The organism is Nonomuraea monospora (genome assembly GCF_039531895.1).
GTDB classification, from domain to species: domain Bacteria; phylum Actinomycetota; class Actinomycetes; order Streptosporangiales; family Streptosporangiaceae; genus Nonomuraea; species Nonomuraea monospora.
Genome location: NZ_BAAAQX010000032.1, coordinates 107,175 through 120,452 on the forward strand (window position 1 = coordinate 107,175; position 13,278 = coordinate 120,452).

Genomic DNA, 13,278 nt, shown 5'->3' on the forward strand with positions numbered 1-13,278 from the left:
CAAACCCATCGCGTGCTAATCGACCACGGGCCTTGTGCGTGATTCGCAGGCCCGCATAGCGTGGCGGCTGACATGGTGGCGTTCCGAGTTCTGGGGCCAGTCGAGGCGTACGAACACGACGACGAACTCGACCTCGGCGGGTTGCGGCAGCGGGCCGTCCTCGCCCGACTTCTCGTGGCCAGGGGTCAGGTCGTTCCGGTTGACACGCTTCTTTACGATCTGTGGGACGACGACGCGGCCAAGGGCGCGCAGTCGGGGCTCCAGGTCTACATCTCGCGGCTGCGCCGGGTGCTGGAGCCGGGCCGCCCGCGCGGCGGGCCCAACCGGCTGCTGGTGACGGTCGCGTCCGGCTACGCCCTGCGCGTGGCCCCCGACCAGGTCGACGCGCTGCGCTTCGAGCAGCTCGTCCGCGCGGCGGGCGAGCACCTGGAGGAGGGCGACCCGCAGTCCGCCCGCGACCGCCTGGAGAAGGCGCTCGGGCTGTGGCGCGGCACCCCCTACTCCGACTTCGCCGACCAGGCGTGGGCCGAGGCCGAGGTCAACCGGCTGACCGAGCTGCGCCTGGTGTCCCGCGAGCGGCACGCCGACACGGGGCTGCGGCTCGGCCTGCACGCCGAGACCGTGCCCGACCTGGAGGCGCTCACCACCGAGCACCCGCTGCGCGAGGAGGGCTGGCGGCTGCTGGCGCTCGGCCTCTACCGCTGCGGCCGGCAGGGCGACGCGCTGGCCGCGCTGCGCCGCGCCAGGAACATCCTGGCCGACGAGCTCGGCATCGACCCCGGCCCCGCGCTGCGCAAGCTGGAGTCCGACATCCTGGCCCAGGCGCCCGAGCTGGAGCTGGCGCCCCCGCCCGCGCGGGCGCAGCGCTCCCCCGCGCCGGTCAGCGACACCTGGCCGCCGCGTCCCGCCGCGCCCATCGAGCCGCCGCCGCTGGAGCCCGAGCCGTTCGTCGGCCGCGACGCCGAGCTGACCAGGCTCACCACGTCCGCGTCGCGCACCGGCCGGTTCCAGGTCGCGATCGTGACCGGCGTCGCCGGCGCGGGCAAGACCACGCTGCTGCGCCAACTGGAGAGCAGGCTGGGCTCCGACGGCTGGACCACCGCCTCAGGCGCCTGCCCCGACTCCAGCGCCACCCCGCCCGGCTGGGCCTGGGTGGAGATCCTGCGCACGCTCATCGGCATGACGGGCGCCGGCGAGTACGCCCAGCTCCTCGCGCCGCTGCTGGACGACGCCGCCCCCGACCCCGACGAGGACGAGGCGTCCGGCGGCTTCCGGCTGCACCGCGCCGTCGGCGGCTACCTGGCGGGCGTGGCCAGGCGCGGCCCCGTCCTGCTGACCCTGGAAGACCTCCACTGGGCCGACGACCAGACGCTCGCCCTGCTGCGCGCCCTGCCCAGCCTGCTGGCGACCAGCCGGGTGCTGCTCGTGGTCACGTGCAGGGAGAGCGAGCTGGACGACCGCCAGTCCGACGTGCTGGCCTCCCTGGCCAGGCTGGGGCCTGTGCGGGTGGGGCTGTCCGGGCTCGACCCGAAGGCCGTGGCCGAGCTGGTCAAGGCCACCTGCGTACGCGACATCGACGACGACGCGGTCGAGTCGATCGTCGAGCGCACCGGCGGCAACCCGTTCTTCGTCCGCGAGACCGTGCGCCTGCTCGACGCCGAGGGCGCGGCCGACCGGGCCAGCGCCACGGAGGTGCTCTCCCAGGTGCCTTCAGGGGTGCGCGACGTGCTGCGGCGGCGCATCTCGCGGCTGCCCGCCGGCGCGCAGCAGATCCTGTTGCAGGCCGCGGTGATCGGCCGCGACGTCGACCTCGACGTGCTGGTCGCGGTGGCCGTCGACGAGGAGTCGGTGATCGAGGCCGTCGAGGCGGCGCTGCTGGCGGGCCTGGTCACCGAGCCCGGCCCCGGGATGCTGCGCTTCGACCACGACCTGGTGCGCGACACCATCTACTCCGACGCCTCCCGGCTGCGCCGCACCCGGCTGCACGCCGCCGTCGCCTCGGTCATCGAGCAGCGCGCGCCGTCCGACGTGGCGGCGCTGGCCCACCACTACTACCTGGCCGACGCCGCCGAGAAGGCGGTGCACTACGCGGGCCTGGCGGCCGAGCAGGCCGAGCGGCGCTTCGCGCACCGCGAGGCGGCCACGCTGTGGGAGCAGGCCATCGCCGCGTTCGACCGCTCGCGCGGCGACGACCAGAGCGGCGAGCAGCGGCCCGAGCGGGCCAAGGAGCGGCTGCGGCTCATGCTGCGCCAGATCAGGGCGCTGGCCCTGTGCGGCGACATGCACGCGGCCCGGCTGCTGCGGCGCCAGGCCATGGACGCCGCGCTGCCGCTGGGCGACCTGGAGATCACCGCGAAGGTGGCGGCGTCGCTGGCCGTGCCGCACAAGGGCATGGCGCGCGACTTCACCCGCACCGCGTGGGAGATCGTGGACGTCACCGAGAAGGCGCTCATGGAGCTGCCGGCGGGCGAGCAGCGGCTGCGGGCCAGTCTGCTCACCACGCTGGCGCTGGAGCTGGAGGGCTCCTCCTCGCCCGAGCGGGGCAGGCAGGCGTCGCTGGAGGCGCTGGAGCTGGCCAGGCAGAGCGGTGACCCCACGCTGATCGCGGCGGCGCTGAGCGGGCGGCTGCGGCAGTCGTACGACATCCCGGCCGTCGACACCCGCGAGAGCATCGGCAGGGAGCTGCTGGAGGTCGCCCAGCTCTCCGGGCAGATGGCCACGCAGGCGCTGGCGCACCTGGTGCTGATGGAGTGCGCGGCGGCGCGCGGCGAGTTCAGCGCGGCCGACGAGCACGCGGCGGCGGCCGACCGCCTGGCCAAGCAGTACGACCTTTCCGCGCCCGCCGCGGTCGTCGTCTGGTACTCCGGCCAGCGGCTGATGATCGCCGGCGACTACGAGGGCGCCGAGCGGGCCTACGCCGACGCGGCCAGGATGACCGCGCGGGTGGGCATGCTGGAGGGCCGCCAGGACCTGCCGCTGATCACCAGGTTCTGCCTGCACCTGGTGGCGGGGCGGGCCGCCGAGATGGTCGACCTGCTGGCCGACGCGCACTCACGGGGCGCCAAGTGGACGCTCGACGCGTACGCGCTGGCCCTGGCCTCGGCCGGGCACCAGAAGGACGCCAAGGCGGTGGCCGCGACCAGGCCGCCGGTACGGCCCGACTTCCTGTACGAGCTGGCGATGACCTGGCGGGCGCTGGCCGGGATGCTGCTCGACGACCGGGAGCGGATGGTCGACTGCTACGACAAGCTCAAGCCGTTCTCCGACCGGGTGGCGGGCGCGGGCACCGGCGTGGTGGCGTTGTGGCCGGTGGCGCTGACGCTCGGCGACCTGGCCATCCGCCTCGGGCAGCCGGAGGCGGCGCGCGAGCACTACGAGAAGGCCCTGGTGGTGGCCGAGCGGGTGGGCGTGCCGCGCTGGGTGGAGGCGGCGCGCCAGTCGGTCAGCAGCTCGCTTGGAAACGGTCGCTCCTGACGGTCTCGGCGCCCTCGACCTCCAGCTCGACCCGGTACCATCCCGGGTTGCCGGTGACCTGGGGGCGCCACTCGACCGTCCGCTCGGGGGCGGCGAAGCCGTCGTGCTCGGCCAGGTAGGTGCGCCACACCTTGGCCGACGGGCTCCAGCGGAGCAGTCTCCAGCGGTAGAAGGCGGCTCCCGACGGGTCGGGGCTGACCACGCGGCTGCGGGCGACGTAGGACTTGGTGCAGCCGGGGCCGCCGTCGGTCAGTACGGCCACCGTCACCTTGCCCGCCGTGGCGATCTCCTCGGCGGGGGCGGTGACGGGCAGCTCGCGGGCCGACAGGATGACCTGGGCTGCGGGCTGCGTGGCCGAGCTGGCGTTACTGTAGGCGGAGAAGCCGACGTACGCGCTGGTGAAAGCCAGGGCCGCCACGAACAGTCTGGCGGCGTTCGCGGTCCCGCTGGTCAGGACGGCTGCGCTCTTCGTCGGCATCTTCAACACCCCTTTGGCTCACCCCTAGAGTGAGGGTGGGTGGTTGAGTGCTGGTTGTCGGCCGGTTGCACCTTTTGCGGCGGGCTTGCAGGCCGGATGCGGGCTTCGGTGTGGCTTTCGCCTGCACTCGAAGGGTAAGGTAAGCCTGGCCTAAGGTCTGTGGAGGGGTGGTGGGCCGGACATGAGGCACGTGGTCAGCGCCGTCCCCGCGCCGAGCGAGCCGTTCTGGCTGGGGCTGCCGTACTGGCTCGTCGGAGCCGTCCTGATCCTGGCGCTGTTCGGAGCGTTCCAGGTCTACTACTGGGTCGGACGCAAGCTCGGCGAGAAGCTGTACGACTCCCGCATCGGCGTCAAGGTCGGCCGCGAGCGCATCCAGAAAATCGAGCACGTCGTCGAGCGGTGGGGCGCGCTGGCCGTCTACGGCTGCTTCTGGGTGCCCATGCTGCGGCACACGCTGCCGTGGGTGGCGGGGGCGCTGCGCGTGTCCTACCCCTGGTACGTGGTCGCCAGCGCGCTCGGCTGCCTGACGTGGGCGCCGCTGTGGTGGTTCGGCGGCACGGCGGCCGTGTTCGGCTGGATGGAGCTGGCCAGGCGGTCGCCCGTCACGGCGGCGGTCGTGGCCGTGGTGGTGGTCGGCGGCGCCGGGTGGTTCGTCCACCGGCGCAGGCAGAAGCGGCGGCGCGCCGCCGAGGACCAGGCCCTGGCCTCCTGACGGCGCGCCTTTCACCCGCTCAGGCTCCGACGTAGTCAGCCAGGTGCTCGCCCGTGAGGGTGGAGCGGGCGGCCACGAGATCGGCCGGGGTGCCCTCGAAGACCACCTGCCCGCCGTCGTGACCCGCCCCCGGCGAGAGGTCGATGATCCAGTCGGCGTGCGCCATGACCGCCTGGTGGTGCTCGATCACGATCACCGACTTGCCCGCGTCCACGAGCCGGTCGAGCAGCCCCAGCAGTTGCTCGACGTCGGCCAGGTGCAGCCCGTTCGTCGGCTCGTCCAGGACGTACACGCCGCCCTTGTCCGCCATGTGGGTGGCCAGCTTGAGCCGCTGGCGCTCGCCGCCCGACAGCGTGGTGAGCGGCTGCCCGATCGTGAGGTAGCCGAGCCCGACGTCGGCGAGCCGTTCGAGGACGGCGTGCGCGGCAGGCGTGCGCGCCTCGCCCGCGCCGAAGAACTCCTCGGCCTCGGTCACCGACATGGCCAGCACCTCGCTGATGTCGCGCCCGCCGAGCCGGTAGTCCAGCACCGAGGCCTGGAAGCGCTTGCCCTCGCACTCCTCGCAGGTGCTCGACACGCTGGCCATGATCCCCAGGTCGGTGTAGACGACGCCGGCGCCGTTGCAGGCCGGGCAGGCGCCCTCGGAGTTGGCGCTGAACAGCGCGGGCTTGACGCCGTTCGCCTTCGCGAACGCCTTGCGGATCGGCTCGAGCAGCCCCGTGTACGTCGCCGGGTTGCTGCGCCGGGAGCCGCGGATCGGGCTCTGGTCCACCGACACCACGCCCGCGCGGGCCGGGATGGACCCGTGCACGAGCGAGCTCTTGCCGGAGCCCGCGACGCCCGTGATGACGGTGAGCACCCCGAGCGGGACGTCCACGTCCACGTTCTGGAGGTTGTGCGTGGTCGCGCCGCGGATCTCCAGCTTGCCCTTGGGCTTGCGCACCGCCTGCTTGAGCGCGGCCCGGTCGTCGAGGTGGCGGCCGGTGATGGTGCCGGCGGCCCGCAGGTCGTCCACGGTGCCCTCGAAGCAGACGGTGCCGCCGCCCGCGCCGGCGCCGGGGCCGAGGTCCACGACGTGGTCGGCGATCGCGATGACCTCCGGCTTGTGCTCCACGACGAGCACCGTGTTGCCCTTGTCGCGCAGCCGCAGCAGCAGGTTGTTCATCCGCTCGATGTCGTGCGGGTGCAGGCCCGCGGTGGGCTCGTCGAAGACGTAGGTGACGTCGGTGAGCGAGGAGCCCAGGTGCCTGATCATCTTGGTGCGCTGCGCCTCGCCGCCCGACAGCGTGCCCGCCGGGCGGTCGAGCGACAGGTAGCCGAGCCCGATCTCCACGAACGACTCCAGCGTCCGCAGCAGCGCGGTGAGCAGCGGCTTCACCGAGGGCTCGTCGAGCCCGCGGATCCACTCCACCAGGTCGGTGATCTGCATCGCGCAGGCGTCGGCGATGTTGACCCCGGCGATCCGCGACGACCTGGCCGCCTCGCTGAGCCGGGTGCCGTCGCACTCGGGGCAGGTGGTGAACGTGACCGCCCGGTCCACGAACTCCCTGATGTGCGGCTGCATCGCCTCCCGGTCCTTGGACAGGAACGACTTCTGGATCCTCGGGATCAGCCCCTCGTAGGTGAGCGTGGACCCCTCGACCTTCACCTTCGTGGGCTCCCGGTAGAGGAAGTCCCGCATCTCCTGCTCGGTGAAGTCGCGGATGGGCTTGTTCGGGTCGAGGAAGCCGGAGGCCGCGTACGTGCGCACCGTCCACCAGCTGTCCGACTTCCAGCCGGGGATGGTGAACGCGCCCTCCGCGATCGACTTGGAGTCGTCGTAGAGCTGGGTGAGGTCGATGTCGGAGACCGTGCCGCGGCCCTCGCAGCGCGGGCACATGCCGCCCAGGCGGTTGAACGTGGCCCGCTCCGCCTTCTTGTTGGCGCCGCGCTCGACGGTGATCGCGCCGCTCGCCCGCACGGTGGGGACGTTGAAGGAGTACGCGTTGGGCGAGCCGATGTGCGGCTGCCCGAGCCGGCTGAACAGGATGCGCAGCATCGCGTTGGCGTCGGTGGCGGTGCCGACCGTGGAGCGGGGGTCGGAGCCCATCCGCTGCTGGTCGACGATGATCGCGGTGGTCAGCCCGTCGAGCACGTCCACGTCGGGACGGGCCAGCGTCGGCATGAAACCCTGCACGAAGGCGCTGTAGGTCTCGTTGATCATCCGCTGCGACTCCGCGGCGATCGTGTTGAACACCAGCGAGCTCTTGCCCGAGCCGGACACGCCGGTGAACACGGTCAGCCTGCGCTTCGGGATCTCGATGCTGACGTCCTTGAGGTTGTTCTCGCGCGCACCGTGCACGCGGATCAAGCCGTGGCTGTCGGCAACGTGCGGCTCGGCCGGCTGGGTGTTCGTGGTCGTATCCGTGCTCATCGTGTCTCCATCCGTCACGCCTTCGCGGTCTCCGTCGGTGCTCAGCTGTCCTGGAGCACGCCGAGGACGTTGCCGTCGGGGTCGGTGAAGGTGGCCACCAGGCGGCCGCCGCCCACGTTCCGCGGCTGGTCCTTGACCGTGCCGCCGGCGGCGGTGACCTCGGCCAGCTTCGCCTCGATGTCCGCCACCTGCCAGTACGCCACCGGCCCCGTCATGCCCTGGTCCGCGCCGCCCGGGACCAGCCCGATGTGCTGACCCTCAGCCTCGAATCCGACATAGTAGGACTCATCGGTCTGGGGCGGGAAGCCGAGGAGGGCGGTGTAGACCGCCTTGGCGGCCGTGATGTCGGATACGGGGTGCAGCACGGTCTTGATGCCCTGGGTGGCAGAGTCGGCCATGGTGTTCTCCTGCGGTCATGGGTCGTCCGACCCGGTGTATGCCGTCGAATTGCGGCATATCCGCAGGTTAGGCGGGGCGCGGTAGTGAACGCTTCTCGATTCCTGACCGGTTGGCGCTCAGCCCCTGATCGTTTTCGGTCTCAGCCCGTCTCGGCGGTGGCTTCCGCGCCGCTCTGGTCGTCGATGGGGGCGTCGGCGGCGTTCCTGCGCACGGTCTCGATGCCGTTCACACAGGCCACCTTGTTCGGAAACCCCTCACCGACCGCCAGCGTCTGCCCATTGTTCGCGACCAACGCGAACCGGTAGCCGCCCTGACCGTCCTCACTGATGATGAATCTTCCTGCCATGGCCCGCCGCCCCCCGCCATATCGGATCTATCAATGATTTACCCCCATCTGATGCCGCCACGTGGGCAAGTCAGGCAAACGGCGCGTCCGTCTCTGTCAACATGATGGGCATGCGTATTGGGCGTTTGATGGGCTCTGTCGTGGTCGCCTTGGTCGTGGGGGTCTCCTCCCCCGCCCTGGCCGCGGACGAGCCGACCGTGGGGGCCAAGGCGGCGTACGTCATCGACTCGGCAGGAACGGTCCACCTCGGCAAGCGGGAGACGAAGCGGGTGCCGGTGGCCAGCCTGGTCAAGATCATGACGGCGTACGTCGTGCTCCGCGAAGGCAGTCTGAGCGACACCGTCACGATCACCTCGACCGACGTCAAGTACGCCGCCAAGAACGGCGCCGCCACCGCGGGGCTGCGCAAGGGCGAGCGCTTCACCACCAGGGACCTGCTGTACGCGCTCATGCTGCCCTCGGGCGCCGACGCGGCCAACGCCCTGGCCCGCCACTACGGGCCGGGCAAGACGGCCTTCGTCGCCAAGATGAACCGGGCGGCCCGCGAGCTCGGCCTCGCCGACACCCGCTACACCAACGCCGACGGCATGCCCACCCCTGCCAACGGCGGCTACTCCACGGCCGTCGACCAGGCCCGGCTGGCCCAGGCGGCGCTGCGGAGCACCGCCTTCACGACCGTCGTAGGCACCAGGACGCACAAGGTGGGCAAGACCGCGGTGCACCGGGCGCACACGTGGCGCAACCTGAACAAGCTCCTGACCAGGACCGATGGGGTGGTGGGGGTGAAGACCGGGTACACGAACGCGGCCGGGTACTGCTTGCTGTTCGCCGGTGAGCGCAACGGGCTCCAGGTGGTGGGCGTGCTGCTGGGGGACGGGAACGAGCGGCGCTTCTCCACGGCGGAGAAGCTGCTGGACTACGCGGGCGAGCAGATCGCCCTCGGCTGACCGCCCCGCCGCCGGCACGCACACCGGCCCACCGACCGACCTGCTGACGGGCCAGCGCACTGGCTCGCCGTGTCAGGGCGGCATGTCGGGCTGGTGTGTCGGGCTGGTGTGTCGGGCTGGTGTGTCGGGCCTGCCTGTCGGGCTCGTGTGTCGGGCTCGTGTGACAGGCTCGCTTAGCGGCTGCGTCTTGGGGCCCGGGCGGTGGGCGCGGTCAGCCGAAGACGATGCGGCCGCTTCCCGGAAGGGCGGCCATGCCCCGGGTGGCGCAGCCGAGCAGGGCCGTGGCGGGTGTGATGCCGCCCCTGACGCGTTCCTTGGCCAGCCACCCCGCCGCCACCGTGCCGGTCAGCAGCGTGTCGGCCGGGTGCTGGGCCACGAGCCGGTCGGCTTTGACACGTAGCCGGGAGGTGCCGACGGGCCGCCCGTTCACCCCGAACCAGGTGATCACGGCACTGCCGCGCACCTGGCGGGCGCTGGTGCAGGACGCCTGGGCGGAGGCCTTCACGGTGCCCCACCCCGAGCGCAGAAGGGTGGCCGTCCCGTCGGGTGAGGTGCAGCCGGTGAGCTCCAGGTGCCCGCGCGCCTCGATCCGCCGTGGCGCGAGACCGACCTTGGGCTCGAACACCAGCGGCCGGTCGGCGGGCGTGGCGACGGCGCAGCTCAACGCGACGTCCGCCGCCGCACTCGCCCCCGCCACCCACGGCCCCGACGCACTCAGCCCCGCCGCACTGCCCCCTGCCCCAGTCGCCCCCGCCGCCCACGGCCCTGCTCCGACGGCCATCGCGATGATCCAGACCACGCTCATCGAGCCCCCGCTACCGCACGCGATTCTGTAACCGATCGCTCACATTGTGCAGCATCAGGCGGCCCGGCACGCCGGATCCAGCCGGTCGGCCGTCCACCGCAGCGAGTACGCCAGCCGCACCCGCACCTTGGCCGCAGCCCGTTCCGGCTGCCTGGGCGCGCCCGGCAGGGCGGCTCCGAGCGACCCCCGATGACCCATCGCGCTCTGGTGGGCGAGGACTTGCATGGCATCCATCAGATCCTCCTTAATCAATTAAGAGCTTAATCAATTAAGAAGGCTTCGGCAAGGTCTCCGATACGGTGGCCCCATGGCCAAGGTCACGCTGCAGACGATCGCCGACCGCCTCGGCGTGTCGCGGGCCACCGTGTCGTACGCCTTCTCCCGCCCCGACCAGCTCAGCGACGGCCTGCGCCGGCGCATCCTGGAGGTGGCCGACGAGCTCGGCTACGCCGGCCCCAACCCGACCGCCCGCTCCCTGCGCCTCGGCCGCGCGGGCGCGCTCGGGCTGATCTTCAGCGAGACGCTGGCGTACGCGTTCGCCGACCCGTACGCGATCGGCTTCTTCCAGGGCCTGGCCACCGCGGCCGAGGACGCGGGCGTCGGCCTGCTGATCCTGCCGCTGCCGCACGGCGACCGGCGCAGCGAGACGGTCAGGGACGCGGTGGTGGACGCGTTCTGCGTGATGTCCCTGCCCGACGGGCATCCGGCGCTGGCCGAGGTGCTGGCCAGGAAGCTGCCGGTCGTGGTGGTGGACGAGCCGTACGTGCCGGGGCACCCGTTCCTCGGCATCGACGAGCCGGCGGCGGGCGCCGCGGCGGCGCGGCACGTGCTGGAGCTGGGCCACCGGCGCCTGGGGGTGGCCATGGTCGGGCTGCACGAGGACGGCCACACCGGCTGGGCCGATCCGGAGCGGCAGCGGGCGGCGTCGTTCGCGGCGATGCGGGCGCGGCGCGCGGGCTACCAGCAGGCCTGCGAGGAGGCGGGCCTCGACTGGGCGGGGGTGCCGTTCTACGAGGTGGCGCGCAACTCGCGCGAGGCGGGGCGGCGGGCGGGCCACGCCCTGCTGGGCCGCGACCCGCGGCCGACCGCGATACTCACCAACACCGACGTGCTGGCGCTCGGCGTCCTCGACGCCGCCGCCGACCTGGGGCTGAAGGTGCCCGAGGAGCTGTCGGTGGTGGGCTTCTCCGACAGCGCGGCCGAGGAGGCGGGTCTCACCACGATCCGCCAGGCCAAGCAGGAGATGGGCGCGGCGGCGGGCCGGCTGCTCCTGTCGGGCGGCACGGCCGCGCCCGAGAGGCTGCTGTTCCCGTACGAGCTGATCGTCCGCACCTCCACCGCCCCGCCCCCGGCGTCCTGACCTGCGCAACCGCGGCCGCGACACGAACTAACCGGGAAATCCCCGTGAAAATCCGGCCTCTCCTTCGTTTCCGCAGGTACCGTGAGGTCTACACCTCTCCGAATAAGGACGACAGCGCATGGCGGAATACTTCGAGGTCCGCATGACGATCGAGAGTCACGAGAGGGCGGCCGAGCTCGCGCACGGCATCCTCCTGGCGGGCCTGGCGACGTCGATCGACATCACAGAAGCTCCGGACCAGCCGATCCACCGCGACGAGCCCGTCTGGCAGCTCACGCTCATCGCGACGGACGAGCAGATCCCCACCCTGCAGCGGTACATCGGCGGCGGCGCCCCCATCGACTGCCAGCCGGTGAACCACGACTTCGACAGCTATCCCGACTGGCTGACGGACGGCCAGTCGTGAGGGCGCCCCGCCTCAGTGACCCCGTTTGCGGAAGGTCTGCGCGCCGGCGCGGTGCACGGCGGCCTTGACCAGGCCGAAGATCGCTCCTTGCAGGGTGGCGGCGATGAGGATCTCCGTCCAGCCGCGTTCGAGGTCGTCGGCGTCGGGGGCGTCGTCCTGACCGGAGGCGAGCTTCCAAGCTCTCTTGAACAGGGCGGACGCCAGCACGCCGCCCAGCAGGCCCATTCCCAGCGACGTGGCTTTCTCTACGGTGTGCATGGCTTCTCCTAACCGTGGCGTGGTGTCTGCCCGTGCCCTGTGCCGGGCGCTTGACACCTGACGGCCCCGGTGATTACCCGGAACGGCGCATCAGGCCGTGGCAGGCGATGGCCGCGGCGGCCACCACGTTGAGCGAGTCCACGCCCGCTGCCATCGCCGCCGCGCTCATCGGGATGCAGACGGCCTGATCGGCCTCGGCCAGCCAGTGGGACGAGAGCCCGTCGCCCTCCGCGCCCAGCAGCAGGGCGACCCGTTCGGCCGCCGCCATCTCGTCGATGGGGACGGCGTCCTGGGCGGGGGTCAGGGCGAGGGTCTTGAAGCCCGCCCCGCGCAGTTGAGCGAGCCCGTCGAACCAGTCGTCCATCCGCGCGTACGGGATGGAGAAGACCGCCCCCATCGACACTTTCACCGCCCGCCGGTACAGCGGGTCGGCGCAGCGGGGCGACAGGATGATCGCGTCCACCCCCAGCGCCGCCGCCGACCGGAAGATCGCCCCCACGTTGCCGTGGTCGACCAGGTCCTCCAGGACGAGGAGGCGGCTTGCGCCGTCCTTCAGCAGGGCTTGCATGGCGGGCAGGGGCAGGCGCTCCATCGAGGCCAGCGCTCCCCTGTGCACCTGGAAGCCGGCGATGCCGGTCATGATCTCGTCGCTCACGACGTACACGGTGGCCTCGCCGAGGACGTCCTCCAGGGAGGTGAGCCAGCGGCGGGTGGTCAGGACGGAGCGGATGGGGTAGCCGGCGCCGATGGACCGCCTGATGACCTTCTCGCCCTCGGCGAGGAAGAGGCCGCGTTCGGCTTCGAGGCTCTTGCGCAGTTCGACGTCCCTGAGCCGGGTGTAGTCGGACAGGCGGGGGTCGTCGGCGTCGGTGACGTACTCAAGCACCTTCCGATACTGCCACGCGCCGCCTGACCTGCCAGACCACGCAGTAGCAGAGGAGGACGGCGGCCAGGCCGAGCACGGTGCCCGCGCCCGTCTTGGTGATGACGGCGGCGACGCCGAAGGCCGGGTTCGGCTCGTCGATCAGGGGCCAGAGCAGGGCGCCCGCCAGGACGCCGGCGGCAGCGGCGCCCAGGACGGCCCAGCGGGTGCGGGGCCGCAGGCGCAGCCGGTCGGGTACGGGCGCCGCCGGCATGCGGGACAGGCCGCGCCATCCCCACCACACGACCACGGCCAGGCCGATCGCGGAGGAGACGTACTGGAGGAGGCGGAAGAGCCTGATCACGCCGAGGACGGAGACGGACAGCCACGCGCCCCACTCGACGGGGCCGGTGGAGTGGGTGAAGGAGTCCCACAGGACGTGGGTGGCGGCGCCGACGACGGCGCCGGCCGCCATGGGGAGCGGTCGCAGCCGGTCGGGGACGAGGAGCGCGGCGCGACCGGCCAGGCCGGGCGGGAGCAGGGCGATCAGGGGGTCGCGCAGGACGGCGTGGAAGAGCGGCAGGAGGATCAGCACGGCGAGCGGGTCGATCGTGACGACTCCCACCCAGGAGTGCGTGTCGGTGTAGTCGGGCATGAACGGCAGGAAGACCGGCAGGTCGGGCACCATGGCGCCGAGCGCGAGCGCCCACGGGTCGAGGTACCTGCGCAGCCGCGCCGAGCCGATCATCGGCAGCACGGCGGCGACATGGCTCGGCGTGAACGGCACGGCGTCTCCCCCTCGTCGGCAACCCCCGGTG

14 protein-coding genes are annotated in these 13,278 nt (G+C 72.2%); 5 read left to right on the forward strand and 9 right to left on the reverse strand.

What is annotated here, in order from left to right; translation table 11 throughout:
- The first annotated feature begins 72 nt into the window (after positions 1–72).
- Entirely contained in the window at positions 73–3,474 is a 3,402-nt protein-coding gene (locus ABD331_RS43850; RefSeq protein ID WP_344488891.1) for an ATP-binding protein, read from the forward strand.
- Here the strand turns inward: ABD331_RS43850 and ABD331_RS43855 are convergent.
- Positions 3,443–3,952, reverse strand: a complete 510-nt coding sequence (locus tag ABD331_RS43855; protein ID WP_344488894.1) for a hypothetical protein — start codon at positions 3,950–3,952, stop codon at positions 3,443–3,445. The two genes, ABD331_RS43850 and ABD331_RS43855, sit on opposite strands and share 32 nt — an antisense overlap.
- A gap of 181 nt (positions 3,953–4,133) precedes the next feature.
- On the opposite strand from ABD331_RS43855, the gene ABD331_RS43860 reads away from it, so the two are divergent.
- Complete coding sequence (locus ABD331_RS43860; RefSeq protein ID WP_344488897.1) at positions 4,134–4,664, forward strand: DedA family protein; 531 nt, start codon at positions 4,134–4,136, stop codon at positions 4,662–4,664.
- 19 nt (positions 4,665–4,683) lie between these two features.
- Here the strand turns inward: ABD331_RS43860 and ABD331_RS43865 are convergent, their stop codons facing one another.
- The 3 genes from ABD331_RS43865 to ABD331_RS43875 all read right to left on the reverse strand — a co-directional run bounded on the left by ABD331_RS43865 (position 4,684) and on the right by ABD331_RS43875 (position 7,822).
- Complete coding sequence (locus ABD331_RS43865; RefSeq protein WP_344488900.1) at positions 4,684–7,077, reverse strand: ATP-binding cassette domain-containing protein; 2,394 nt, start codon at positions 7,075–7,077, stop codon at positions 4,684–4,686.
- 41 nt (positions 7,078–7,118) lie between these two features.
- Positions 7,119–7,475 carry a VOC family protein gene (locus ABD331_RS43870; protein ID WP_344488903.1) on the reverse strand — a complete coding sequence of 119 codons (357 nt, stop codon included), beginning with the start codon at positions 7,473–7,475 and terminating at the stop codon, positions 7,119–7,121.
- 140 nt (positions 7,476–7,615) lie between these two features.
- Complete coding sequence (locus ABD331_RS43875) at positions 7,616–7,822, reverse strand: YegP family protein (protein WP_344488906.1); 207 nt, start codon at positions 7,820–7,822, stop codon at positions 7,616–7,618.
- Positions 7,823–7,932: 110 nt separating this feature from the next.
- Here ABD331_RS43875 and ABD331_RS43880 point away from each other — a divergent pair, with 110 nt between their 5' ends.
- A complete protein-coding gene (locus ABD331_RS43880) occupies positions 7,933–8,769 on the forward strand; it encodes a D-alanyl-D-alanine carboxypeptidase family protein (protein WP_344488909.1) in 837 nt (278 codons plus the stop codon).
- Between the two features lie 211 nt (positions 8,770–8,980).
- Here ABD331_RS43880 and ABD331_RS43885 read toward each other — a convergent pair whose 3' ends face one another.
- Both ABD331_RS43885 and ABD331_RS43890 read right to left on the reverse strand, forming a co-directional pair.
- Complete coding sequence (locus tag ABD331_RS43885; RefSeq protein WP_344488912.1) at positions 8,981–9,574, reverse strand: hypothetical protein; 594 nt, start codon at positions 9,572–9,574, stop codon at positions 8,981–8,983.
- Positions 9,575–9,628: 54 nt separating this feature from the next.
- Positions 9,629–9,808 (reverse strand): hypothetical protein, encoded by a 180-nt coding sequence (locus ABD331_RS43890; RefSeq protein ID WP_344488915.1) that lies wholly within the window; start codon positions 9,806–9,808, stop codon positions 9,629–9,631.
- Between the two features lie 73 nt (positions 9,809–9,881).
- Between ABD331_RS43890 and ABD331_RS43895 the strand changes: the two genes are divergently transcribed.
- Both ABD331_RS43895 and ABD331_RS43900 read left to right on the forward strand, forming a co-directional pair.
- The gene (locus ABD331_RS43895; protein WP_344488918.1) at positions 9,882–10,934 is read left to right on the forward strand and encodes a LacI family DNA-binding transcriptional regulator; all 1,053 of its coding nucleotides are present in this window, start codon (positions 9,882–9,884) and stop codon (positions 10,932–10,934) included.
- A 118-nt stretch (positions 10,935–11,052) separates the two neighbouring features.
- On the forward strand, positions 11,053–11,340 hold the full coding sequence (locus tag ABD331_RS43900; protein ID WP_344488921.1) for a hypothetical protein: 288 nt from the start codon (positions 11,053–11,055) through the stop codon (positions 11,338–11,340).
- Positions 11,341–11,352: 12 nt separating this feature from the next.
- Here the strand turns inward: ABD331_RS43900 and ABD331_RS43905 are convergent, their stop codons facing one another.
- From ABD331_RS43905 to ABD331_RS43915, 3 genes are all read right to left on the reverse strand, one after another.
- On the reverse strand, positions 11,353–11,598 hold the full coding sequence (locus tag ABD331_RS43905; RefSeq protein ID WP_344488924.1) for a DUF4235 domain-containing protein: 246 nt from the start codon (positions 11,596–11,598) through the stop codon (positions 11,353–11,355).
- A 73-nt stretch (positions 11,599–11,671) separates the two neighbouring features.
- Positions 11,672–12,484 (reverse strand): TrmH family RNA methyltransferase, encoded by an 813-nt coding sequence (locus ABD331_RS43910; protein WP_344488927.1) that lies wholly within the window; start codon positions 12,482–12,484, stop codon positions 11,672–11,674.
- Complete coding sequence (locus ABD331_RS43915; RefSeq protein ID WP_344488930.1) at positions 12,477–13,247, reverse strand: DUF4184 family protein; 771 nt, start codon at positions 13,245–13,247, stop codon at positions 12,477–12,479. Before ABD331_RS43915 ends, ABD331_RS43910 begins: the two co-directional genes overlap by 8 nt.
- Between the last annotated feature and the right edge of the window lie 31 nt (positions 13,248–13,278).

Coding starts and splice junctions, on each gene's coding strand:
- ABD331_RS43870 (WP_344488903.1), bottom strand. CDS start 7,475: ATGGCCGACTCTGCCACCCAGGGCATCAAGACCGTGCTGCACCCCGTA.
- ABD331_RS43900 (WP_344488921.1), top strand. CDS start 11,053: ATGGCGGAATACTTCGAGGTCCGCATGACGATCGAGAGTCACGAGAGG.
- ABD331_RS43895 (WP_344488918.1), top strand. CDS start 9,882: ATGGCCAAGGTCACGCTGCAGACGATCGCCGACCGCCTCGGCGTGTCG.
- ABD331_RS43875 (WP_344488906.1), bottom strand. CDS start 7,822: ATGGCAGGAAGATTCATCATCAGTGAGGACGGTCAGGGCGGCTACCGG.
- ABD331_RS43885 (WP_344488912.1), bottom strand. CDS start 9,574: ATGAGCGTGGTCTGGATCATCGCGATGGCCGTCGGAGCAGGGCCGTGG.
- ABD331_RS43905 (WP_344488924.1), bottom strand. CDS start 11,598: ATGCACACCGTAGAGAAAGCCACGTCGCTGGGAATGGGCCTGCTGGGC.
- ABD331_RS43890 (WP_344488915.1), bottom strand. CDS start 9,808: ATGGATGCCATGCAAGTCCTCGCCCACCAGAGCGCGATGGGTCATCGG.
- ABD331_RS43880 (WP_344488909.1), top strand. CDS start 7,933: ATGCGTATTGGGCGTTTGATGGGCTCTGTCGTGGTCGCCTTGGTCGTG.
- ABD331_RS43865 (WP_344488900.1), bottom strand. CDS start 7,077: ATGAGCACGGATACGACCACGAACACCCAGCCGGCCGAGCCGCACGTT.
- ABD331_RS43860 (WP_344488897.1), top strand. CDS start 4,134: ATGAGGCACGTGGTCAGCGCCGTCCCCGCGCCGAGCGAGCCGTTCTGG.
- ABD331_RS43850 (WP_344488891.1), top strand. CDS start 73: ATGGTGGCGTTCCGAGTTCTGGGGCCAGTCGAGGCGTACGAACACGAC.
- ABD331_RS43855 (WP_344488894.1), bottom strand. CDS start 3,952: ATGCCGACGAAGAGCGCAGCCGTCCTGACCAGCGGGACCGCGAACGCC.